Source organism: Staphylococcus equorum (assembly GCF_029531845.1).
Classification (GTDB): Bacteria; Bacillota; Bacilli; order Staphylococcales; family Staphylococcaceae; genus Staphylococcus; species Staphylococcus equorum_C.
Map to the genome: position 1 here is coordinate 146,643 of NZ_JAMBPV010000004.1, position 21,227 is coordinate 167,869.

The 21,227-nt window shown below is 33.2% G+C and carries 24 protein-coding genes; 13 read left to right on the forward strand and 11 right to left on the reverse strand.

Annotated elements, in window-relative coordinates; all coding sequences use genetic code 11:
* Window positions 1-275 precede the first annotated feature (275 nt).
* The 5 genes from M4L39_RS07055 to dltD are packed head-to-tail and all read left to right on the forward strand — an operon-like array spanning window position 276 to window position 4,508.
* Complete coding sequence (locus M4L39_RS07055) at window positions 276-422, forward strand: teichoic acid D-Ala incorporation-associated protein DltX (protein ID WP_069833026.1); 147 nt, start codon at window positions 276-278, stop codon at window positions 420-422.
* Between the two features lie 14 nt (window positions 423-436).
* The gene (gene dltA, locus M4L39_RS07060) at window positions 437-1,897 is read left to right on the forward strand and encodes a D-alanine--poly(phosphoribitol) ligase subunit DltA (protein ID WP_277581406.1); all 1,461 of its coding nucleotides are present in this window, start codon (window positions 437-439) and stop codon (window positions 1,895-1,897) included.
* A complete protein-coding gene (gene dltB, locus M4L39_RS07065) occupies window positions 1,897-3,111 on the forward strand; it encodes a D-alanyl-lipoteichoic acid biosynthesis protein DltB (RefSeq protein ID WP_277581407.1) in 1,215 nt (404 codons plus the stop codon). Before dltA ends, dltB begins: the two co-directional genes overlap by 1 nt.
* Window positions 3,112-3,129: 18 nt before the next feature.
* Window positions 3,130-3,366 carry a D-alanine--poly(phosphoribitol) ligase subunit 2 gene (dltC, locus tag M4L39_RS07070; RefSeq protein ID WP_277581408.1) on the forward strand — a complete coding sequence of 79 codons (237 nt, stop codon included), beginning with the start codon at window positions 3,130-3,132 and terminating at the stop codon, window positions 3,364-3,366.
* A complete protein-coding gene (dltD, locus tag M4L39_RS07075) occupies window positions 3,363-4,508 on the forward strand; it encodes a D-alanyl-lipoteichoic acid biosynthesis protein DltD (RefSeq protein ID WP_277581409.1) in 1,146 nt (381 codons plus the stop codon). The genes dltC and dltD overlap by 4 nt, the downstream gene beginning before the upstream one ends.
* A 332-nt stretch (window positions 4,509-4,840) precedes the next feature.
* Here dltD and M4L39_RS07080 read toward each other — a convergent pair whose 3' ends face one another.
* Window positions 4,841-5,083, reverse strand: coding sequence for a NifU family protein (locus M4L39_RS07080; RefSeq protein WP_002483816.1), 243 nt, complete (start codon window positions 5,081-5,083; stop codon window positions 4,841-4,843).
* A 106-nt stretch (window positions 5,084-5,189) separates the two neighbouring features.
* Between M4L39_RS07080 and M4L39_RS07085 the strand changes: the two genes are divergently transcribed.
* The gene (locus M4L39_RS07085) at window positions 5,190-5,501 is read left to right on the forward strand and encodes a YuzD family protein (protein WP_277581410.1); all 312 of its coding nucleotides are present in this window, start codon (window positions 5,190-5,192) and stop codon (window positions 5,499-5,501) included.
* Window positions 5,502-5,632: 131 nt separating this feature from the next.
* On the opposite strand, the gene M4L39_RS07090 is transcribed toward M4L39_RS07085, so the two are convergent.
* Window positions 5,633-6,697, reverse strand: coding sequence for an NAD(P)/FAD-dependent oxidoreductase (locus M4L39_RS07090; RefSeq protein WP_277581411.1), 1,065 nt, complete (start codon window positions 6,695-6,697; stop codon window positions 5,633-5,635).
* A 455-nt stretch (window positions 6,698-7,152) separates the two neighbouring features.
* On the opposite strand from M4L39_RS07090, the gene M4L39_RS07095 reads away from it, so the two are divergent.
* The 6 genes from M4L39_RS07095 to M4L39_RS07120 all read left to right on the forward strand — a co-directional run bounded on the left by M4L39_RS07095 (window position 7,153) and on the right by M4L39_RS07120 (window position 12,858).
* The gene (locus tag M4L39_RS07095; protein WP_002512218.1) at window positions 7,153-7,389 is read left to right on the forward strand and encodes a YuzB family protein; all 237 of its coding nucleotides are present in this window, start codon (window positions 7,153-7,155) and stop codon (window positions 7,387-7,389) included.
* A gap of 12 nt (window positions 7,390-7,401) precedes the next feature.
* On the forward strand, window positions 7,402-7,761 hold the full coding sequence (locus tag M4L39_RS07100) for a HesB/IscA family protein (RefSeq protein WP_277581412.1): 360 nt from the start codon (window positions 7,402-7,404) through the stop codon (window positions 7,759-7,761).
* 235 nt (window positions 7,762-7,996) lie between these two features.
* Window positions 7,997-9,205: an NAD(P)/FAD-dependent oxidoreductase gene (locus tag M4L39_RS07105; protein ID WP_277581413.1), complete on the forward strand. Its 1,209-nt coding sequence runs from the start codon at window positions 7,997-7,999 to the stop codon at window positions 9,203-9,205.
* Window positions 9,206-9,393: 188 nt separating this feature from the next.
* Entirely contained in the window at window positions 9,394-10,872 is a 1,479-nt protein-coding gene (locus M4L39_RS07110; protein ID WP_277581414.1) for a M17 family metallopeptidase, read from the forward strand.
* Between the two features lie 261 nt (window positions 10,873-11,133).
* Window positions 11,134-12,450, forward strand: coding sequence for a Na+/H+ antiporter family protein (locus M4L39_RS07115; RefSeq protein ID WP_277581415.1), 1,317 nt, complete (start codon window positions 11,134-11,136; stop codon window positions 12,448-12,450).
* A 30-nt stretch (window positions 12,451-12,480) separates the two neighbouring features.
* A complete protein-coding gene (locus M4L39_RS07120; RefSeq protein ID WP_277581416.1) occupies window positions 12,481-12,858 on the forward strand; it encodes a hotdog fold thioesterase in 378 nt (125 codons plus the stop codon).
* 36 nt (window positions 12,859-12,894) lie between these two features.
* Here the strand turns inward: M4L39_RS07120 and M4L39_RS07125 are convergent, their stop codons facing one another.
* From M4L39_RS07125 to kapB, 9 genes are all read right to left on the reverse strand, one after another.
* Entirely contained in the window at window positions 12,895-13,773 is an 879-nt protein-coding gene (locus M4L39_RS07125) for a pyridine nucleotide-disulfide oxidoreductase (protein WP_277581417.1), read from the reverse strand.
* A 503-nt stretch (window positions 13,774-14,276) separates the two neighbouring features.
* Window positions 14,277-14,633: a Na+/H+ antiporter subunit G1 gene (locus tag M4L39_RS07130; protein WP_277581418.1), complete on the reverse strand. Its 357-nt coding sequence runs from the start codon at window positions 14,631-14,633 to the stop codon at window positions 14,277-14,279.
* Window positions 14,611-14,904, reverse strand: coding sequence for a Na(+)/H(+) antiporter subunit F1 (locus tag M4L39_RS07135; RefSeq protein ID WP_069818052.1), 294 nt, complete (start codon window positions 14,902-14,904; stop codon window positions 14,611-14,613). Before M4L39_RS07135 ends, M4L39_RS07130 begins: the two co-directional genes overlap by 23 nt.
* On the reverse strand, window positions 14,904-15,383 hold the full coding sequence (locus M4L39_RS07140; protein ID WP_277581419.1) for a Na+/H+ antiporter subunit E: 480 nt from the start codon (window positions 15,381-15,383) through the stop codon (window positions 14,904-14,906). The genes M4L39_RS07135 and M4L39_RS07140 overlap by 1 nt, the downstream gene beginning before the upstream one ends.
* Before the next feature lies 1 nt (window position 15,384).
* Window positions 15,385-16,881, reverse strand: coding sequence for a Na+/H+ antiporter subunit D (locus M4L39_RS07145; protein WP_277581420.1), 1,497 nt, complete (start codon window positions 16,879-16,881; stop codon window positions 15,385-15,387).
* Window positions 16,868-17,215, reverse strand: coding sequence for a Na+/H+ antiporter Mnh1 subunit C (gene mnhC1, locus M4L39_RS07150; RefSeq protein WP_057512733.1), 348 nt, complete (start codon window positions 17,213-17,215; stop codon window positions 16,868-16,870). The genes M4L39_RS07145 and mnhC1 overlap by 14 nt, the downstream gene beginning before the upstream one ends.
* The gene (locus M4L39_RS07155; RefSeq protein WP_277581421.1) at window positions 17,215-17,643 is read right to left on the reverse strand and encodes a Na(+)/H(+) antiporter subunit B; all 429 of its coding nucleotides are present in this window, start codon (window positions 17,641-17,643) and stop codon (window positions 17,215-17,217) included. The genes mnhC1 and M4L39_RS07155 overlap by 1 nt, the downstream gene beginning before the upstream one ends.
* Window positions 17,624-20,041 carry a Na+/H+ antiporter subunit A gene (locus M4L39_RS07160; RefSeq protein ID WP_277581422.1) on the reverse strand — a complete coding sequence of 806 codons (2,418 nt, stop codon included), beginning with the start codon at window positions 20,039-20,041 and terminating at the stop codon, window positions 17,624-17,626. Before M4L39_RS07160 ends, M4L39_RS07155 begins: the two co-directional genes overlap by 20 nt.
* 126 nt (window positions 20,042-20,167) lie before the next feature.
* On the reverse strand, window positions 20,168-20,548 hold the full coding sequence (gene kapB, locus M4L39_RS07165) for a sporulation phosphorelay system protein KapB (protein WP_277581423.1): 381 nt from the start codon (window positions 20,546-20,548) through the stop codon (window positions 20,168-20,170).
* A 67-nt stretch (window positions 20,549-20,615) separates the two neighbouring features.
* On the opposite strand from kapB, the gene M4L39_RS07170 reads away from it, so the two are divergent.
* The gene (locus M4L39_RS07170; RefSeq protein ID WP_277581424.1) at window positions 20,616-21,218 is read left to right on the forward strand and encodes a peptidylprolyl isomerase; all 603 of its coding nucleotides are present in this window, start codon (window positions 20,616-20,618) and stop codon (window positions 21,216-21,218) included.
* The last annotated feature ends 9 nt before the right edge of the window (window positions 21,219-21,227 follow it).

Sequence of the window (21,227 nt, forward strand, 5' to 3'; positions counted from 1 at the left end):
TTTAAATACATAAAATAACAGAACAATAATTTTTAACGAGGCTCGTTTTGTTATATCAATATTTAATAAAAATTAATTCTTCTCTTTTTATGCGTCATTCAATATAACGTTTTTGTTATATAGAAAATTGTTTATTCAATTGTCAAGCAGTGGTAAAAAATGTATAATATATTAGTAAAATGTTAACACAATGTAAACTGCTTTAATTAATAAAATTTTATTTATTACATAATTTGATTATAGTGTAGTCTAAATTGAAACAGAAGAGGTGAACAATGAGTAAAAAAATAGAACAAGATTCATTATTTCATAAGTTAAAACCTTGGCTCATAACGCTGCTTTATTTTGCTATTTTTATAGCGTTGTATCTCATATATGGTACTGGCGATACTCATAATAACTTTATTTATAATGAATTTTAATAGAGGAGAGAAGTATGAAAGATATTATACATTCACTAATTGAAAATGCCCAAAATCACCCTGATCATAAAGCAATTCAACATAATAATGAAAGTTTGACGTATCGTGAATTAAACCAATATTCAAATATACTTGCTGGCATTATTAAAGATTCGAAGCGACCGCTCATTTTATATGGTCATATGTCTCCATTTATGATTGTCGGCATGTTGGCAAGTATTAAAGCAGGGTGTGGTTATGTTCCAGTCGATACATCTATGCCTAAGGATCGTGTTCAGTCCATTATTGAAAAAATAGATGGGCAATTTATATTCAATACAACTGACGATGATATAAATATAAAGAAAATTGAGGTGATAGATCACAGTATGATTATGAGCGCATTAAATACGAAACAATTTGATTCTAAAATGCGAGGTAAGGATATTGCCTACACGATATTCACATCTGGGTCTACAGGTGAGCCCAAAGGAGTTCAAATAAGCTATGAAAGTTTAAACCAATTCACTGAATGGATGATTGGTCTTAATAAATTAGGTCGTAAGCAACAATGGTTAAATCAAGCACCATTTTCATTTGATTTATCAGTGATGGCAGTTTATCCATGTATCGCAACCGCAGGTACATTAAATTTAGTAGATAAAACGATGATTAATAAACCTAAATTATTAAATGAAATGCTTGAGCACTCAAAAATAAACATATGGGTTTCAACGCCTTCTTTTATGGAGATGTGTTTAATGCTGCCCCATTTATCTGAGACGACATACACGAGTTTAAAAGAATTTTTCTTTTGTGGTGAAATTTTGGCGCATAGAACAGCCCAAATGTTATTACAGCGTTTTCCATCTGCATATATATACAACACATATGGCCCTACAGAAGCGACTGTAGCTGTTACGAGTATATTGATTACTGAAGCGGTAATTGCCCAATATAATCCTTTGCCAGTAGGTGTGCCAAGACCGGGAACGTCTTTATCACTGACAGATAATGGCGAGCTTGTGATTTCAGGAAAGTGTGTAAGTGAAGGATACGTCAAAGATGAAGTTCGTTCTGATGAGGTTTTTAAAATAAAAAATAATAAAAAATATTATTATACTGGTGACAAAGCAAAAATAAAAGATAACCAGTGGTTTATTAATGGGCGTATAGATTTTCAAATCAAATTAAATGGTTATCGAATGGAATTAGAAGAAATAGAATTTCAATTACGTCAAATAGCGTGTGTGAAAGAAGCTATAGTAGTACCAATATACAAAGGTAATAAAGTCATACATTTAAATGCTGTAATCGTAGTAAATGAAGCTGACCGTGTTGAAAATGAACAAAAAGCAATTCATGGCATCAAATATGAATTAAAACAGCATATACCAGAATATATGATACCAAGGAAAGTTATATTCCAAGATAATTTGCCTTTAACAGTAAATGGTAAATTAGATCGCAAAAAGATTGCTGAGGATGTAATGTAATGATTCCATACGGCACATTTACGTTTTTTCTCATAGCAACAGTAGTATTAATACCGGTCATAATTCTTGGTCTTATGGGTAAAAGAAGTCGTATATATAATGGTGTGAGTACTGCGATAATGATTGTACTTATTTTCTCATCTGAAAAGCACAATTTATTTGGACAGGATTATTTAAGTGTTCAGGTTATAAATTTTGTACTTTATACGATTTGGCAAGTTGTAATTATTATGTATTATTGGAAATCTAGAGCTAAAAATAATACATTTAGTAAATTTTTTATAGTAATCTCATTATCTATATTACCGTTAATTATTGTGAAAGTGATGCAAAGTTCTTGGTTTGGAACTGCACAGCTGAAAATCCATGAAAATAAAGTTATAGAGTTCATAGGATTTTTAGGTATTTCATATGTAACTTTTAAAAGTGTTCAATTATTGATGGAAATACGTGATGGCTCAATTAAAGAAATACAGAGCTGGAAAGTCATACAATTCATTTCATTCTTTCCAACCATTTCATCAGGACCCATCGATCGTTATAAACGATTTGTAAAAGATGATAATAAGATACCTAATAGTGAGTGTTATCGTGAACTATTAGTTAAAGCAATTCATTTTATAATGCTTGGGTTTTTGTATAAATATATTATTGCTTATTTAATCCAAATGTATGCAATCAATCCACTTATGTTAGATTTTACAAGTTTTACTGCAAAATGGTTGTATATGTATGCCTATAGTTTATATTTGTTTTTTGATTTTGCAGGTTATTCATTGTTTGCAATTGCATTTAGTTATTTGTATGGCATACAAACGCCTCAAAATTTTAAGCAACCTTTTAAAGCTAAAAATATTAAAGATTTTTGGAATAGATGGCATATGTCATTGTCGTTTTGGTTTAGAGATTGTATTTATATGAGAGCATTATTCTTTATGTCCAAGAAAAAATTGTTGAAAAGTCAATTTATGATGTCGAATATTGCGTTCTCACTTAACTTTTTAATTATGGGGGTGTGGCATGGCATTGAAACTCATTATATTTTATATGGTTTGTATCATGCGACACTCTTTATTGGCTACGGTTATTATGAAAAGTGGCGAAAAAATCACCCGGCACGATGGCAAAATCAATTTACAACGATGTTAAGTGTTGTTATCACATTTCATTTTGTGACGTTTGGTTTTCTGATATTTTCTGGAAAACTGTTTTAAAAAATAGGAGGAATTTTTATGAAATTTAGAGAACAAGTTTTAGATTTATTAGAAGAAGTAGCTGAAAATAGTATCGTTAAAGAAAATCCAGATGTTGAGTTATTTGAAGAAGGTATTATAGATTCATTTCAAACAGTGGGGCTTTTACTAGAAATACAAAACAAATTAGATATTGAGGTTTCAATCATGGATTTTGATAGAGACGAATGGGAAACACCAAATAAAATTGTAGCGGTTTTAGAAGAATTAAGATGAAATTAAAGCCATTTATACCAATTATCGTAAGTCTTATATTATTTGGGATTTTCTTAGCTATACCAGTGAATTGGTTTACAGGATTAATCAATTCAAAAACGTTAGAAACACAACGTATATCGTTATCAGATCAAGTGTTAAAAGGAACGTTAATTCAAGATAAGATGTATGAATCTGATGCATATTATCCAATTTACGGTTCAAGTGAACTCGAGAAAGATGATCCTTTTAACCCAGCTATATTATTAAACAATAATAAAAATATTTCTGAAAAGCCCTTTTTAATTGGAACGGGTGGTTCAACAGATTTAGTTAACGCAGTAGAACTTGGTTCGCAATATGATAATCTTAAAGGTAAAAAAATGGCCTTTATTGTATCGCCACAATGGTTTACTAATAATGGTTTGACCTCTGAAAATTTTAAAGCGCGTATTTCTAAAGCACAGTTAAATCAACTGTTTAAACAAAATAATTTAAGCCCTGAACTTAAACAACGTTTTGCTAAAAGATTATTACAATTTAAAGATGCTGAAAACAAACCATATTTGGAAAAAATAGCGCAACAACCAGAAAATGTTACTGGTACTTATATTTCATCTTTCAAAGATAATCAATTGAAAAAAATTGAATTAATAAAAGCTATGTTTCCGATAACTTCCTCTCCACTATCGCAAGTTAAACCTGTAACTCAAGAAGGTGAGTCATGGAAGGATATTCAAAAGCAGGCAGAAAATTATGGTGAAGCACGAACGAAATCAAATGAGTTTGGTATTAGAGATGAATATTGGGATTTAATAAAAAGCCATAAGCGTAAAATAAATAGAGATTATGAGTTCAATATTAACTCACCAGAGTTTAACGATTTAGCGTTGTTAGTAGATACACTAAACGAAGCTGATGCTGACGTTAAATATATTATCTTGCCATCTAATGGTAAGTGGTATGATCATATTGAGATTGATAAAGACAGAAGACAAGGCGTCTATAAAAAAATAAATCAGACAATTGTAGAACATGGTGGGGAAGTTTATGATATGTCAGATAAAGACTATGAACCATACGTTGTAAGTGATGCAGTGCATATCGGTTGGAAAGGCTGGGTATATATAAACGAAAGAATAAAGCAACACTTACAAGAGTGATTTAGTGATTTATTAATGAGTCTCAGGTTTACGAGATAGGGAATACGAAATCAAATATTGATTTCGTATTCCCTATCCTATGTTTATGATGCATTCACTAAAAATATACGGTGAAAAAAGTCCGGAATATTGTATAATCAATCGGAAAATTGATATTATAACGAAGAATACATCTATATTAAAGCACTTGTAAATTTTGTAAAACAAAAAAAGCTAAACGATATTATTCGTTTAGCTTGTCTATGCTTTGAAAATATTCGTATTGCAAAAGTGAAATAGTTAATTAAAGTACTCGAAAGAAACTTAAACTTTAGATGTTATCTATATATCAATTAGAATACTTGTTCTACTTCGATTACTCCTGGTACTTCTTCATGCAAAGCACGTTCAATACCTGCTTTTAAAGTAATTGTTGAACTAGGGCATGTACCACAAGCGCCATGTAATTGTAGTTTAACAATACCATCTTCTACATCAACGAGTGAACAGTCACCGCCATCACGTAGTAAGAAAGGGCGCAGTTTTTCAATTACTTCTGCTACTTGATCAAACATTGTTACGTTTTCAGTTGGCATGGAAATGCCTCCTTTCAAGTGAGTTATTTCATATTCTACTTATCTTTTCATTATAATAGAAATGTAAGGAAAAATCTATCAATCGATACAAAAGGGGAATGTTAAAATGAATAAAGCTAGTGTAATCGTTTATGGTGCAGATATTGTTTGTGCAAGTTGTGTTAATGCGCCAACGGCACGCAATACTTATGATTGGTTACAACCATTGTTAAAAAGGAAATATCCAGATGTTCAGTTTGAATTCACATATATTGATATTGAAAAAGATACTGAGAACTTAACAGACCATGACCAACAGTACATTGAACGCATTCAAGAAGATGAATTATTCTATCCATTAGTCACTATCAATGAAGAATATGCATCAGATGGATATGTACAATTAAAAGATATAACGAAATTTATGGATTCACATTAAGCAAATTCTATTTAGTCTTTTAATTAATATTACGTTTTAAAATGTAAAAGCGCTTGAGACATCTAATAATAATGTCTTAAGCGCTTTATTGTTCAAATTTGTTTTCGTAATGTAATTTAAGAAAAGGCTATTTAACCATTATGGTATTTATATAACCATAGTACGCCTGATTTTAAAATAGAAGCCAAACGGCCAGTAACAGTTCGATCCATTATATAAGCAAACCCTTTTTTATCTCCAAGTGAGCCTAGGAAACCTTGAACTTTAATTTCAGGCATTTTTTCTGGAAGTGCTTTGCCTTGCCATTGTAATTTCATTACATCAGCAATTTGATCACCTTGTGCTTCAGCGAGCTGTGCACTTGGCGCATGTGGTAATTCTGCACAGTCACCCACCACATAGACGTTTTTGTATGTAGGCACTTGGTGATATTGATTTAAAATAACACGGCCCCCTTTACTAATGTCTATTGGAAGGTTTCTTACTACCTCAACAGGTTGAATACCTGCTGTCCATACGATTAAATCTAATTCTTCAGGTACATCATTATTATAGATACGGCCTGGTTCTACACGATTAACATCAGAGTTTGGTACTACAGTTACATCATTTTTCTTAAACCAATTTTCAATATATTGACTTAACTTTTCAGGAAAACGACTTAGAATACGTTCACCTCTGTCATAGAGGTAGATTTTTAAATCTTCACGACTTTCACGTAATTCACTGGCTAATTCGATACCACTTAATCCAGCACCAACGATACCTACTTTGGCACCATTTGGTAATTCGCTTAAATGGTGGAATGTCTCACGAGATTTAGATAGCGTTTGAATACTATGTGTGTATTCTTCTGCACCTGGAACGCTGTGATACTTATCTTCACAGCCTAAACCAATCACTAATTCATCATAATCTACTTTCGTATTGCCAACGGAAATAATTTGATCATCTAAATCAATATCATTAATTTCTCCAAAAACATTGTTGATGCGATCAGAATCAGGAAAATTCATACGAACGTCCTTATCAGATTTAGTACCAGCAGCCAACTCATAAAACTCTGGCTTTAAACAGTGGTAAGGCATACGGTCAATTAACGTAACCGAATAATTTTCAGGAAGTGCAGATGGTAAAATATGTGACATGATACGCATATTTCCATAGCCGCCACCTAATAATACTAAGTTTTTCATTTGTGATACCCCTCTAGTAAAAATTGTATTGAGCATTAAGATAAAACGAGATGTATTTTATCTATAACTCGTCAATGTAAGTTATTAAATATAATGTGGTTAAATCATATTTCGTCTTGCATCGATATACCAATTTTCTATAATCAGCTTACTTAGATATATTATAAGCCTTTTTGAATACTTCTACAAATAAAGTAGATACTTTATTATTTGTAATTACATTTAATTTGTAACAGAATTTATTAACCCATCAATTTAAGTAACAACAGCTTATATTAACGTGAACCATTTGATAAATGAACGTGTTTAATTGAATTATTATATATCTATAATCAACTGTTTATTTTTGTTTGCTATGTCTGTTCAAAAGTGTAGTTATTATAAGCTAGTATGTAGTCAACTATGGGCAGTATTTGTTATAATTGTTTAACTGATAATTTATGAGAGGGTGTATTATGAATCCAATAATTGAGTTCTGCATTTCGAATTTAGCGAAAGGCGGGGACTATGTATATAATCAACTTGAAAATGACCCTGAAGTAGACGTATTAGAATATGGTTGTTTACAAAATTGTGGGCTATGTTCAAGTGGGTTGTACGCACTAGTGAATGGTGATATCGTTGAAGGTGAATCGCCAGATGACTTATTACAAAAAATTTACGCACATATAGAAGAAACATGGATTTTTTAGGAGGTAATTATAATGGCAGTAGTAGAAATAACTGAAGCAGCAGCTTATGAAGTAAAAGATATGTTACAACAAAATGATATGGCAGATGGCTATTTAAAAATTAAAATAAATGGTGGCGGTTGTACAGGCCTTACTTATGGTATGTCAGCTGAAGCAGAGCCTGGTGAAAACGATGAAGTCTTGGAAGTGCATGGTTTGAAAATACTTGTAGAAAAATATGACAAACCTGTATTAGATGGTACTAGAATTGATTTCAAACAGTCACTCATGGGTGGCGGTTTCCAAATTGATAATCCAAACGCAGTTGCATCTTGCGGTTGTGGTAGTTCATTTAGAACAGCTAAAGTTGCCGGTTCGCCAGAAGATTGTTAATTTAATTATAAAATTAAAAGGCTATAGTTCGCATAATATCCAAGGTGAACTATAGCCTTTTATGAGTTTATGTGAAATAATAAACAATATGGGCATTAGCGCTTGAAAATAAGCTATAAAAACTATAAAATTAGTATTGGGTAAAAAATGTCTTTTTTGTGAATTACTAATTAAAATATAGGGTATAGCAAAAGACTATGGCAACAAAAAAATTATGAAAGCTTAGGTGAATGAAATGGCTCAAGATCGTAAAAAAGTATTAGTTTTAGGCGCGGGTTATGCAGGTTTACAAACTATTACAAAATTACAAAAGCAAATTTCAGCAGATGAAGCTGAAGTTACATTAATTAATAAAAATGATTACCATTATGAAGCTACTTGGTTACATGAAGCTTCAGCAGGTACGATTAGCTATGAAGATTTACTATATCCAGTTGAAAGTGTTGTAAACAAAGACAAAGTTAACTTTGTTAAGGCTGAAGTTACAAAAATCGACCGCAATGCTAAAAAAGTAGAAACTGATGCTGGCATCTTTGATTACGATATCTTAGTTGTATCATTAGGTTTCGAAACTGAGACATTCGGTATCAAAGGCATGAAAGACCATGCTTTCCAAATTGAAAACGTTTTAACTGCTCGTAAATTATCTCGTCATATCGAAGACAAATTTGCTAACTATGCGTCTTCTAAACAAAAAGATGACAAAGATTTAGCTATTATTGTTGGTGGCGCAGGATTTACTGGTGTGGAATTCTTAGGTGAATTAACTGACCGCATCCCTGAATTATGTAATAAATATGGTGTAGAACAAGGCAAAGTTAAAATTACTTGTGTCGAAGCTGCTCCAAAAATGTTACCAATGTTCTCTGATGAATTAGTTAACCATGCTGTGAGTTACTTAGAAGATAAAGGCGTAGAATTCAAAATTGGTACTCCAATCGTTGCAGCTAACGAAAAAGGTTTCGTAGTAAAAGTTAACGATGAAGAGCAACAATTAGAAGCTAATACAGTTGTATGGGCTGCTGGTGTTCGTGGTAGCCAATTAATGGAAGAATCATTTGAAGGTGTTAAACGTGGACGCATCGTTACTAAACAAGATTTAACTATAGAAGGTTATGACGATGTCTTTGCAATTGGCGATGTTTCTGCATTTATCCCAGCTGGTGAAGAACGTCCATTACCAACAACTGCACAAATTGCTATGCAACAAGGTGAACAAACTGCTAAAAATATTAAAAATATTTTAGAAGGTCAACCAACTCAAGAATTTGAATATGTTGATCGTGGTACAGTATGTTCATTAGGTTCTAATGATGGCGTTGGTGTTGTTTACGGTAAAGATATCCAAGGTAAAAAAGCAGCATTCATGAAAAAAGTTATCGATACACGTGCAGTATACAAACTTGGCGGTGTCGGCTTAGCATTTAAAAAAGGTAAATTTTAATATATCAATTAAATAATACAGGCGCATGCACTATGTGATTCTGTACTTAAAAAGACCTGTCTAGCAATAGATAGGTCTTTTTATTAAATAAAAAAACATCGAATTATATAAATTGTAGTATTAGTTTTAATAAAAATAATTGATAGATAAGAACACGTTAAAATTTGATTGAAAAAGAGGGATGCGCAATGCAAGTAACAATGAAGAGCAATATTAACATTAACAATAAAACTTTAGTGGTCGGTGTGCCAGAACACTTGAATCAAATCAGTGAATTAACTGTAGAAAATGAAAATATAATCGAAAAATTAGATGAACTAAAACGTAATCAAATTATTAATACAAATGTTGGAACGATTTCTAGTACATTGTTTTCATTAAATGGTAAAAAATTAAAACTTATTACAGTTGGCTTAGGGAATTTAAAAACAACGAACTATAGTGATTTTTTAAAAGTATTTGGTAACTTATTCCAATATTTAAAAAAGGACAGAATTACTCAAGCTTCGCTTTTATTTGATACGTTTGCATCTCAAGTAATCACAATAGATACGGTTGCAGAAATTTTAGGGCAACAAAGTGAACAAGCAACGTATCAATTTGATGGTTATAAAACGAATAAATTACCACCTTATCAACTTGATTTAGATATACATACAGAAAGTTCAGCGGTGCACTCGTTTGTTAACCAAGGATTAATTATTGGATCATCGATTAATTTGGCGCGAGATTATAGTAATATACCACCTAATATATTAACACCAGGTTATTATGCTGAATGCATTCAAAATCATTTTACAGATACAGATGTTGCTGTCGATATCAAAGATAGCGACACGATACAACGTGAAGGATTTGGATTGATACATGCTGTTGGTAAAGGTTCGAAGCATGGACCTAGAGTAATCACCCTTACATATAATGGAGGAAAGGCAGATGCTGAACCTATCGCGCTTGTGGGTAAAGGTATCACTTATGATTCTGGTGGCTATTCTATTAAGCCTAAAATAGGCATGCAAACAATGAAGTATGACATGTGTGGTTCTGCGAATGTAATTGCAATGATTGAAGTTGCGCGCCAATTAGAACTTGAAGTAAATATTGTAGGGGTTATTGCAGCCGCTGAAAACATGGTGAATGAAATAGCTATGAAACCAGACGATGTTTATACCGCGTTAAGTGGAGAATCTGTTGAAGTATTAAATACGGATGCTGAGGGACGCTTAGTACTAGGTGATGCAGTATTTTATGCAAAGCAATTTCAACCACAAGTCATTCTTGATTTTGCAACTTTAACTGGCGCAGCTGTAGCTGCACTAGGTGAAGATAAAGCAGCGGTGTTTATACATAACGCAGAACAGCAACTTGAGGCTATATTGACTAAAGCACAATTAGTAGACGAATATGTTTTTGAATTACCAATGACTGCTACAGAACAAACTTTAATCCGTAAAAGTGAAGTCGCAGATTTAGTGAATCATACGAATGGTCATGGAAAAGCTTTATTTGCCGCTACATTTATTAATCATTTTGCAGGTGAAACACCTCATTTACATTTTGACATTGCAGGACCTGCAACGACTAATATCAATACGCATAAAGGACCAAAAGGGCCCACAGGCTATTTAATCTCAACTATTGTTCAATGGTTGCGCACATTAAAGTAAATGTTAAAGTAATTTAAATATTTTTGTTATTATTATAATGGAAAACTCATAAAACATTTTATAGGGTTTTCCATTTTTCTATTTATAAAATAAAAAACTTGCCATAATTATTTGGAAAAAGCTTATGAATTATTAAATAGTTAAAGTATGCTGAAAAATAGAAAATGCTTTGGATAAATGTTATTGACAATTGAAGTGGTTATTGATATTATAAACCTCGTGATGCTTTAGTTCGATAACGTGGTAAAGGAGTTGTGCTTTGTGATAAACGCAGTAGTTATAGCAGTCGTACTGATGATTGTCTTATGTTTATGTAGATTAAATGTAGTGATAAGTTTATTTATTGGTGCGCTTGTAGGTGGCTTAATTTCAGGAATGAATATCACTGAAATTGTGTCCGTATTTGGTAAAAATATAGTAGATGGTGCTGAAGTAGCACTTAGTTATGCTTTATTAGGTGGTTTTGCAGCACTTATTTCTTACAGTGGCATTACCGATTATTTAGTGAATAAAATTATAGATGGTATTCATGCTGAAAACAGTAAAATGTCACGAGTAAAAGTAAAAATTATTATTATTGTTGCATTATTAGCGATAAGTATAATGAGTCAGAACTTAATTCCTGTGCATATTGCATTTATCCCGATTGTTATACCACCATTAATAAGTTTGTTTAATGAACTTAATATCGATAGAAGACAAATCGCGATTATTATTGGCTTTGGTTTATGTTTTCCTTATGTACTTATGCCTTTTGGTTTTGGTCAAATTTTTCACCAAATTATTCAAAGTGGTTTTTCAAAAGCAGACCACCCAATTGAAATGGGTATGATTTGGAAATCGATGCTCATCCCATCACTAGGGTATATAGTCGGCTTGATTGCAGGTATATACTATTATAGAAAACCAAGAAAATATATTCAACGTGATGAAGTAAAAGATACAACACAAACTGAAATTAAACCTTATATACTTATAGTTACTGTGGTTTCAATTATTGCGACATTCCTTGTACAATTGTTTACGGATTCAATGATATTTGGTGCATTAGCAGGTGTTCTAGTATTCTTTATTTCTAGAGCATATAAATGGACTGAACTAGACAAAAAATTTGTAGAGGGCATACAAATTATGTCCTTCATTGGTGTTGTTATTTTATCTGCAAATGGGTTTGCAGGTGTGATGAATGAAACAGGTGATATTGCTAAATTAGTAAGTGATATAAGTGGTGTGATAGGAGATAATAAGCTTGTAAGTATTATTGTAATGTACTTGATTGGATTAGTTGTCACGTTAGGCATTGGTTCATCATTTGCTACGATACCTATTATAGCTACATTATTTGTACCTTTAGGCGAATCATTAGGGTTAAGCACCATGGCCCTTATAGCTTTAATTGGTACAGCGAGTGCGTTAGGTGATTCTGGTTCGCCAGCAAGTGATTCTACACTAGGACCGACTGCAGGTTTAGACGTTGATGGTCAGCATGACCACATTAGAGATACATGTATTCCTAACTTTATGTTTTATAATATACCATTAATTATTTTCGGTACAATTGCTGCTATGGTACTATAAAACTATGAAGTTAAAAATGGAGTGACAGCGATGACCAATATGTTAGAAGCGTTAAGCATGAAAATAGAAAAAGAAGCACCTGGTCTGTTAGTAATGTCTATGCCAGTAACCGATCTAGTTAAACAGCCATTTGGTTATTTACATGGTGGTGCGAGTTTAGCATTAGGAGAGACAGCTTGTTCTATGGGTGCAGCATATTTAATCGATACTGACCAATATGTACCGCTAGGATTAGAGATGAACGCCAACCATATTGGCTCTACTACAGAGGGTACGATATACGCAACAGCATCTATCATCCATGAAGGTAAGACAACACAGGTGTGGAATATAGAAATTAAAGATGACACAGATAGATTAATTTGTGTGATGCGCGGTACAGTTGCTATAAAGCCTTTAAAACGTTAATAAATTGAAGAGCGATATAAAGTTAAATCATTAACTTTATATCGCTCTTTTTTTATTACTTTTATTTTCAATTTCATCATAAGCTTCGGCAATACGAAGTGCTGCTTCTCGTCCACCCATAATATTTCGTGCAAAAGGGCCAAGGACTAAATCTGCTAAACCACTTGTGACAAAAAGGTTAGGTAACCATTCCAAAGTTGAAGAGATTAATGGCAAACCGCACGATGTTATAGGTGCTTGGAAGTGATTCGTAAGTTGCTTAATAATAGGTTGCTGCATGATAGAATTCTTGAATCCTGTAGCTAATAAAATGTGATCATAGTACAAGCAATAATTATCTGTACAAATATGATGGTGCTGAACATCTGTGAGCTCATTGACATGCATAATTAGTCTGTTTTGCTTGATGTATTTTTTAAGCCTTAATTCTAGCTCTTTAGGCATAGATCCCCTATGACGCTCGCGTTTAATAATATCGAACTTTTTTTCAGGAGATTGAATGGCATTAAAAGAACTCATGTTTTTAGGACCGAGCCATCCTGGGTCTGCATCAAAATCATGTACGTCTATTTTTTTATTCGTCCACAGGTGAATAGTATTATTATTTTCCTTTAATAGTCTTAAACATAAATGGGCAGCTGATATACCGCTACCGACGACATGTGATGCTTCTGTATAAAAGGATTCATTATCATCGAATACATGTGATATATCAGGTTGTTGTGCAAATAGTTGAGGCGTGTATGTATCATGATTACAACCAAAAGCGATAATTAGATTATCTGTATGTAGCCATTCATTACTGTTTAATTGTATGAACCATTGTGTGTCGTCTTTTTCTATTTTGTTGGCATAACTTTGTATATGACTTTGGTTTAAATCAAAATGATGAATAAGCTCATGCGTATGATCCATAAACATATTGGTAATATTACGTAATTTTCCGTATATAAAGTGAAAAGGGTGCGGGACAGAAATCTAATTTTTTTTGAGATTTCGTTCTCCTACTCAGGCAAAGATGGCAAGAAATGGAATACAGAGCTGAAACTCTTGCATAAGAACTAATTGTCTTAAATGAAGTATTAGTTCTTTAAAAGTTTAATATAAGTGTATTTTCAATTCACTCAGCAACTACCAAATAACTATTGAGAGTGAGGCATGTATTTATGTCCCAATCTCTTCAAAATGTAGACAAAGCAAATTTTATAAAAATATTTGGTTTTTACAGAATTCTTACCTAGAGATAATATTTTTTCATTTATTTCATTTTATTGGCATTGGCAGGATTTTGGTTTCACTCCTTCGGGAAATGCTCTGTCCGTAAATTATAGGCTGAGGCCGTGCCCGTGGAAAGCATGCACAAAAAAGTGCCAACAAAGCTGAAGACTTTGTTGGCACGCTAAAAAACTATACTATGATTAGATCTTTGTATCTTTTAATTCCTCTTTTAAATCATTGCGTTTTGTTCGTTTTGAAGTTGGTGTATCTAAATTATATGCAGCTTTAATGATAAGGTGGCTTGATAGTGGGCCGGTTATTAAGATAAATAATATTCCGATAAGCAACTGCATACTTGCGTAGCCTTCGCGTCCAATAAAGAACAAGAATACGCCACTAATTAATAACATCGCTCCCAATGTAGCGGCCTTACCAGCAGCATGTGCTCTTGAATAGACATCGTCTAAACGTAAGAGCCCAATCGCTGCAAGTGCGCTAATGAGTGAGCCAAGGATAATCAAAATAAGTGCGATACTAATGACGATCGTCGTTATCATATTCAATCACCTTGCCTTTATCCATATATTTCGCGAATACTGCTGTACCTAAGAAAGCCAAAATACCAATCATTAGGATGACGACCATCATATATTTAGTGCCTAAGAACACACTAAATAATGCGACGATGGCCATAAGTTGAATACCTATTGCATCAAGTGCAACAACACGGTCAGCTAGAGAAGGGCCTATGATTACACGCACAAGCATACCTAGCATAGACAACGCTACGATGACTAATGCGATAATTAAGATTATATTGTAGTTCATCATTTTTCGCCTACCTCTCTAACGACTTTTTCAAGGGAGGATTTAATACCTTCCACTTCCTCTTCTTTAGTACTGAAATCAATACAATGTATATAAATTTCAGTACGATCATCACTTATACCCAATACTACGGTACCAGGTGTTAAAGTAATTAAATTAGATAATAACGCAATTTCCCAGTCTGTTTTCAAATCTGTATTATAAGTGAAAAATGCTGGTTCATTGTCCATCTTAGGTTTAATAATAATTCGTATCACATCGATATTCGCTTTTATTAATTCTATGATGAAAACGAAGAAGAGTTTAACTATTTTATAAACTGTAATAATATAAAATCTTCCAGGTAAAATACCACGCATTAAGTATACTAATAATAGGGCAAATAAGTAGCCTAGTATAAAGTTATTAAAAGTATAACTCCCTGTTACAAACAACCAAAAAACGGATAAAAGTAAATTCACTAATATTTGGACTGCCATATTATTTTCCCCCCAATACGCCATCAATATATACACTAGGATTATAGAACGCTTCTGCAGCATCTTTTATAATTGGATGTAGAAAGTCTGCAGATAATCCGAAAATTACTGAAATTACGACTGAGACAATAGCAATCGTAAGTATACCTTTATATTGTAATTTAGGATTGACTTTATATCCTTTTGATTCGCCAAAGAATCCTTGTAAGAATATGCGAATGACGGAATAAAGTACAACAAGACTTGAAAGTAGTATGACAATACCACTTAAGTAGAAACCTTTTTCGAAGGTAGCCTGTACAATATAAAATTTACCATAAAAACCACTGAGTGGTGGTATGCCTGCTAAGCTAAGTGCCGCAATAAAGAATGTCCAACCTAAAACTGGATAGTCTTTAATGAGACCACTGTATTTGCGTAAATCATGTGTTTTAGTAATTTTGTACATAACACCAATTAAGAAAAATAGTGCTGCTTTAATTAACATATCATGTAAGGTGTAATAAATTGCGCCCATCATGCCAGTTTGGTTCATCATAGCTACACCGACTAAAATAACGCCGACAGCAATCATAATATTGTAGATAATAATTTTCTTAGTATCAAAATAACTCACTGCGCCTACACAACCAAAAATAATGGTTAATAATGCTAAGAAAAGAATAATGTAGAACGGGAAGCTTGATGTATCATGAATGAATAGACTTGATGTTCTAGCAATTGCATAGACACCAACTTTTGTTAATAACGCACCGAAAAAGGCAATGATTGCAATTGGCGGAGCATAATATGCACCTGGTAACCAAATGTACATTGGAAAAACGCCGGCTTTCGTTGCAAACACAAAGATAAACATGATGAATATGATATTTACAATCCCAGCATCTGCAGCAGGTAGTTGTTCTAATTTTTCACCAATATCTGCTAGATTTAATGTACCGACTACAGAGTAAAGCATTGCTACCGCAATAACAAAGAAAGCGGATGATGTAACATTGATAAGTACATATTTTATAGTTTCACTTAATTGTACTTTCGTACCGCCGATAACTAATAGAATATAAGATGCCAGTAAGAATACTTCGAAGAATACGAATAAGTTGAAAATATCACCTGTGATAAATGAACCTATGACACCTGTAAGCATGAACATTACTGCGAAGTAGTAATAATACGTTTCACGTTCTATGCCCACTGATTGATAAGAATATAAAATAATCAGCATTGTTACGATTAAACTTGAAATAACAAGAAGGATACTAAATATATCGAGCACTAATACGATACTATATGGTGCTTCCCATGAACCAAGTTCTAAAGTTATAATCCCATTCTTTAATACGTTGTTTAAGTTAATAAATGCAAAAACCAATGTGACAGCTGTCCCAGATAGTGCAACGTATCGTTTAATAATAGGGCGCTTACCAATGAAAACAAGTGCGATAATCGTCAACATTGGTATGACGAGTAGTGAAATAATGAGATTACTCTCGATCATCATCTAGCACTCCTTTCATACTTTCTACGTTGTCAGTTCCTAATTCTTTATAACTTCTAAAGGCAAGTACTAAGAAGAACGCTGTTACAGAAAATGAAATTACAATAGCTGTTAAAATCAACGCTTGTGGAATTGGATCAACATAGGAAGATATACCTTTTTCATAAATCGGCACTTCACCTTTCTTTAATCCACCCATTGTAATTAAAAATAAATTGGCTGTATGTGTTTGCAAAGTAGTCCCAATAATGATGCGTATCAAACTCTTAGAAAGAATGAGATAGACGCTCATTGCTGTGAGAATACCACAAACAAAAATCATCACTATTTCCATTACTCATTCTCTCCAATCGATAAAATTATAGTCATTACTGTACCGATAACCGCAAACATTACGCCTAAGTCAAAGAACGTTGCCGTATGCATTTCCATCGGTGGTAAAATTCCTAAAGGTATTTCAAATGGTGTGTGCGTGAAGAAATTTTTATTATAAAACCAACTCGCCATAGGTGTTGCTATACAAAACAGCAAACCAACACCTATTAATAATTTGAAATCCCAAGGAAAGATTTTCCTCATAGTTTTAATATCAAAAGCTACAGCTATGATGACTAGGGCACTAGATAGTAATAGTCCGCCTACGAAGCCACCACCTGGTGTGTAATGTCCTGCTAAAAATAAAGATAGACCAAACATTACGATGAGGAAGAAGATAAGAACTGCTGAATATTGAAAGATTATATTATTCTTCTGTCTTTTCAACGTTTTTACCTCCTTCATCATTAGATTTATCATTTGTGCGTAGCTTAATCATCGTATAAACTCCCAAACCTGCGATACCTAGCACAGAGGCTTCGAATAAAGTATCAGTACCACGGAAATCGACAAGTATGACGTTTACCATATTAGTGCCGTGTGCTAAATCATATACATGTTCTTTATAGAACTCAGCGATAGAGCTAAAGTGTCGATTACCATAAGTAATTAATCCAAGTACAGTTACGACAACACCTGCGCCCACCGAAACTAAAACATTCACAAGTTTGAAAGAACGAGTCTCTTTATGTCTGTTTAAGTTTGGTAAATGATAGAAACACAATAAGAATAACGCTGTAGAAATTGATTCAACTACAAATTGTGTAAGAGCTAAATCTGGCGCGCCAAAGAATATAAAGAATATAGCGACAGAATAACCTACTGCACTTGCCATAATGATACTGAATAGTCTTGAACGTGCAAATATAATCATTGAAGCTGATGTAATTATAAGCACTACAATGATTAATTCGAATGGACGTATTTCACTCACGTCTTTAAAATTAATACTAAACGGTGTGACTAATAATGTAGCTAAAGTAATTAAGATTAAAGAGATAAAAATAATTACTAAGTTGTTACGCGTAAAACCAGTCACATAAGCATTTGTGAATTTACTTGAGTAACCTGGTGTATCATTACCGAACTTATCATACCAATAATTGATTGTAAGTTTTGTAGGGTGTGCGCGTAATAAGCGAACCCAATAGCCAAACGATAAAATCAATAATATACCGACAATATATATACCAATGGTAGAGAAAAATGCTGGCGTAAAACCATGGAACATATGGAATTCTGCTTGCGTTCCAGTAGTTTGACTGATTGAATTAACAGCAGGTTCGATGATTGATTTAGTTAATATAGAAGGGAAGAACCCAAATACAATAACTAATACTGCTAAAATAGCTGGTGATACTAACATTAGTATAGAAGCTTCATGTGCTTTTTTCGGTAAAACATCTGATTTACGACTACCTAAGAAGATTTGCCCAATAAATCTTATAGAATATACAAATGTAAAAATACTACCGATAATTGCTACGATTGGAATTAATAAGCCAAGCGTATTTAAACTAAATAGGTTAACGTTTGTGACCTCAATCATACTTTCCAAGAATTTTTCTTTAGAAAGGAAACCGTTAAACGGCGGTACACCTGCCATACTGAGTGAGGTGATTAAGGTGATTGTAAAAGAAATAGGCATTATTGTTAGTAATCCACCTAGCTTTTTCACATCCCGCGTGCCTGTACTATGGTCAATAGCACCAGCGATCATAAATAACGCACCTTTAAATGTAGCGTGATTAATCAGGTGGAACACAGCAGCGGTAAATGCGGCAACATAAAGTTGGCTTTCGGAGCCTTCAAAATGATAACTTACTGCACCTATACCTAACATAGACATAATCATACCAAGTTGTGAAACAGTAGAAAATGCCAAAATACCTTTTAAATCCTGTTGTTTTGTAGCGTTTAATGATGCCCAGAATAGAGTGATTAAACCTACAGCAGTTACAGTCCAAATCCAACCTTGTGAAAGTGCAAAGATTGGTGTCATGCGTGCTACTAAGTAAAGACCTGCTTTAACCATTGTAGCTGAGTGTAGGTAGGCACTGACTGGTGTTGGCGCTTCCATTGCATCTGGTAACCATACGTAAAATGGAACTTGAGCAGATTTTGTCATCGCACCAATTAATACAAATATCATTGATAAAATGAAATATGGACTTGTTTGGATTTCAGATGCATTCCCAATAAGTTCTTGAATACTTGTAGAGCCACCTGCGAGTGATAGTAAAATAAGGCCACCCAAAAGTGATAAGCCACCAAATACAGTGACAAGCATTGATTTTTGAGCACCATAAATAGATGCTTGTTTGTCACGCCAAAATGAAATGAGTAGAAAACTCGAAAATGAAGTTAACTCCCAAAATAGATATAACATAATAATATTATCAGATAAAACAACACCTAACATTGCACCCATAAAGAGCAACAGATAACAATAAAAATTCCCTAACTGCTCTTGTCGACTTAAATAACTTATAGAATATAGTACGATTAAACTACCAATGCCAGTAATTAACAAACTGAAAAGTAATCCCAGACCATCAACGTATAAATCGAAATTCATACCAAAGTGAGGCATCCAGTCTACTTTCTGCATTATGGTATTTCCTGACATGGTTGTATAGATATATGCGAGGAAATATATAAATAAGACGACGGGGATAGGTAACACAAACCATCCTAAATGTATTCGTTTATGAAACCGATATACAAATGGAATAATGAGTGCAAATATTAACGGTAGAAGAACCGCTATATGTAACAAACTCATTATTTTATCCTCCTTTAAAAATAGTATAAGGTTATTATACATGAATTAGACTATTCTGAAAAACATGGCCAACCCTAGAAGCACATGAATTAAATGTTTATTTAAATAAGAAGAAACGCAGTATTTTTATTCAAAATTTTGTTTATATTGAATTGCGTAATCCTTCTTAAGTTGCTGTAAATTCTCGAGTGATTTCTTTGCGTGTAACGTATCTTGATCTTTTAACTTAAGCTCGAGATTAGTGATTGCTTGTTGTAGTGATTGTTCATAAGGCAATTCATCTTCAGTGAAAGGTTTAAGATGCGATTTAGTTGTATAGCGTTTTTCAAAATGACTCAATGCTTTGCGCTCATGGAAAAATACATTTTCAGTTTCTGTTGGGTTATGTAAATCACCTTGTTTTGGGTGTTTGATTACTTGTTCAACTTGAACTAAGACTTGATTTTCATCTTCTTCTTTTATTATGACGCCGTAGCTTCCAGTTTTATGTGCAAATCGATATAACATAATTCAATACATCCCTTCATTTATGTTAGAATACATATATCATCTTAACATGAAATGGAGAATAAAAATGACGAACTATCCTCAGTTAAATTCAGAAATAAACGGTAACGAAATTAAAATGGTATTACACACGAATAAAGGCGATATGACATTTAAATTATTACCTGACGTGGCGCCAAAAACGGTAGAAAACTTTGTAACACATGCCAAAAATGGTTATTACGATGGTGTGACTTTCCACCGTGTAATTAATGACTTCATGGTACAAGGCGGCGACCCAACAGCAAGTGGCATGGGTGGCGAAAGTATTTATGGCGGTGCATTCGAAGATGAGTTCTCGCTTGAAGCATTTAATTTATATGGTGCTTTATCAATGGCGAATTCTGGCCCAAATACAAATGGATCTCAATTCTTCATCGTACAAATGACGGAAGTACCTGAATCAATGCTAAGTCAATTAGCTGACGGTGGTTGGCCAGAACCGATTGTTAAAGCGTATGGTGAAAATGGTGGTACACCTTGGTTAGATCAAAAACATACAGTTTTCGGTCAATTAATAGAAGGTAAAGCAACATTAGAAGATATTGCGAATACAAAAGTAGGTCCTCAAGATAAACCAGTACACGATGTTACAATTGATTCAATTGATATTGAAGAAAAACAAAAATAAGGGAGTATG

Coding starts and splice junctions, on each gene's coding strand:
- M4L39_RS07055 (WP_069833026.1), top strand. CDS start 276: ATGAGTAAAAAAATAGAACAAGATTCATTATTTCATAAGTTAAAACCT.
- dltA (WP_277581406.1), top strand. CDS start 437: ATGAAAGATATTATACATTCACTAATTGAAAATGCCCAAAATCACCCT.
- dltB (WP_277581407.1), top strand. CDS start 1,897: ATGATTCCATACGGCACATTTACGTTTTTTCTCATAGCAACAGTAGTA.
- dltC (WP_277581408.1), top strand. CDS start 3,130: ATGAAATTTAGAGAACAAGTTTTAGATTTATTAGAAGAAGTAGCTGAA.
- dltD (WP_277581409.1), top strand. CDS start 3,363: ATGAAATTAAAGCCATTTATACCAATTATCGTAAGTCTTATATTATTT.
- M4L39_RS07080 (WP_002483816.1), bottom strand. CDS start 5,083: ATGCCAACTGAAAACGTAACAATGTTTGATCAAGTAGCAGAAGTAATT.
- M4L39_RS07085 (WP_277581410.1), top strand. CDS start 5,190: ATGAATAAAGCTAGTGTAATCGTTTATGGTGCAGATATTGTTTGTGCA.
- M4L39_RS07090 (WP_277581411.1), bottom strand. CDS start 6,697: ATGAAAAACTTAGTATTATTAGGTGGCGGCTATGGAAATATGCGTATC.
- M4L39_RS07095 (WP_002512218.1), top strand. CDS start 7,153: ATGAATCCAATAATTGAGTTCTGCATTTCGAATTTAGCGAAAGGCGGG.
- M4L39_RS07100 (WP_277581412.1), top strand. CDS start 7,402: ATGGCAGTAGTAGAAATAACTGAAGCAGCAGCTTATGAAGTAAAAGAT.
- M4L39_RS07105 (WP_277581413.1), top strand. CDS start 7,997: ATGGCTCAAGATCGTAAAAAAGTATTAGTTTTAGGCGCGGGTTATGCA.
- M4L39_RS07110 (WP_277581414.1), top strand. CDS start 9,394: ATGCAAGTAACAATGAAGAGCAATATTAACATTAACAATAAAACTTTA.
- M4L39_RS07120 (WP_277581416.1), top strand. CDS start 12,481: ATGACCAATATGTTAGAAGCGTTAAGCATGAAAATAGAAAAAGAAGCA.
- M4L39_RS07125 (WP_277581417.1), bottom strand. CDS start 13,773: ATGGATCATACGCATGAGCTTATTCATCATTTTGATTTAAACCAAAGT.
- M4L39_RS07130 (WP_277581418.1), bottom strand. CDS start 14,633: ATGATAACGACGATCGTCATTAGTATCGCACTTATTTTGATTATCCTT.
- M4L39_RS07135 (WP_069818052.1), bottom strand. CDS start 14,904: ATGAACTACAATATAATCTTAATTATCGCATTAGTCATCGTAGCGTTG.
- M4L39_RS07140 (WP_277581419.1), bottom strand. CDS start 15,383: ATGGCAGTCCAAATATTAGTGAATTTACTTTTATCCGTTTTTTGGTTG.
- M4L39_RS07145 (WP_277581420.1), bottom strand. CDS start 16,881: ATGATCGAGAGTAATCTCATTATTTCACTACTCGTCATACCAATGTTG.
- mnhC1 (WP_057512733.1), bottom strand. CDS start 17,215: ATGGAAATAGTGATGATTTTTGTTTGTGGTATTCTCACAGCAATGAGC.
- M4L39_RS07160 (WP_277581422.1), bottom strand. CDS start 20,041: ATGAGTTTGTTACATATAGCGGTTCTTCTACCGTTAATATTTGCACTC.
- kapB (WP_277581423.1), bottom strand. CDS start 20,548: ATGTTATATCGATTTGCACATAAAACTGGAAGCTACGGCGTCATAATA.
- M4L39_RS07170 (WP_277581424.1), top strand. CDS start 20,616: ATGACGAACTATCCTCAGTTAAATTCAGAAATAAACGGTAACGAAATT.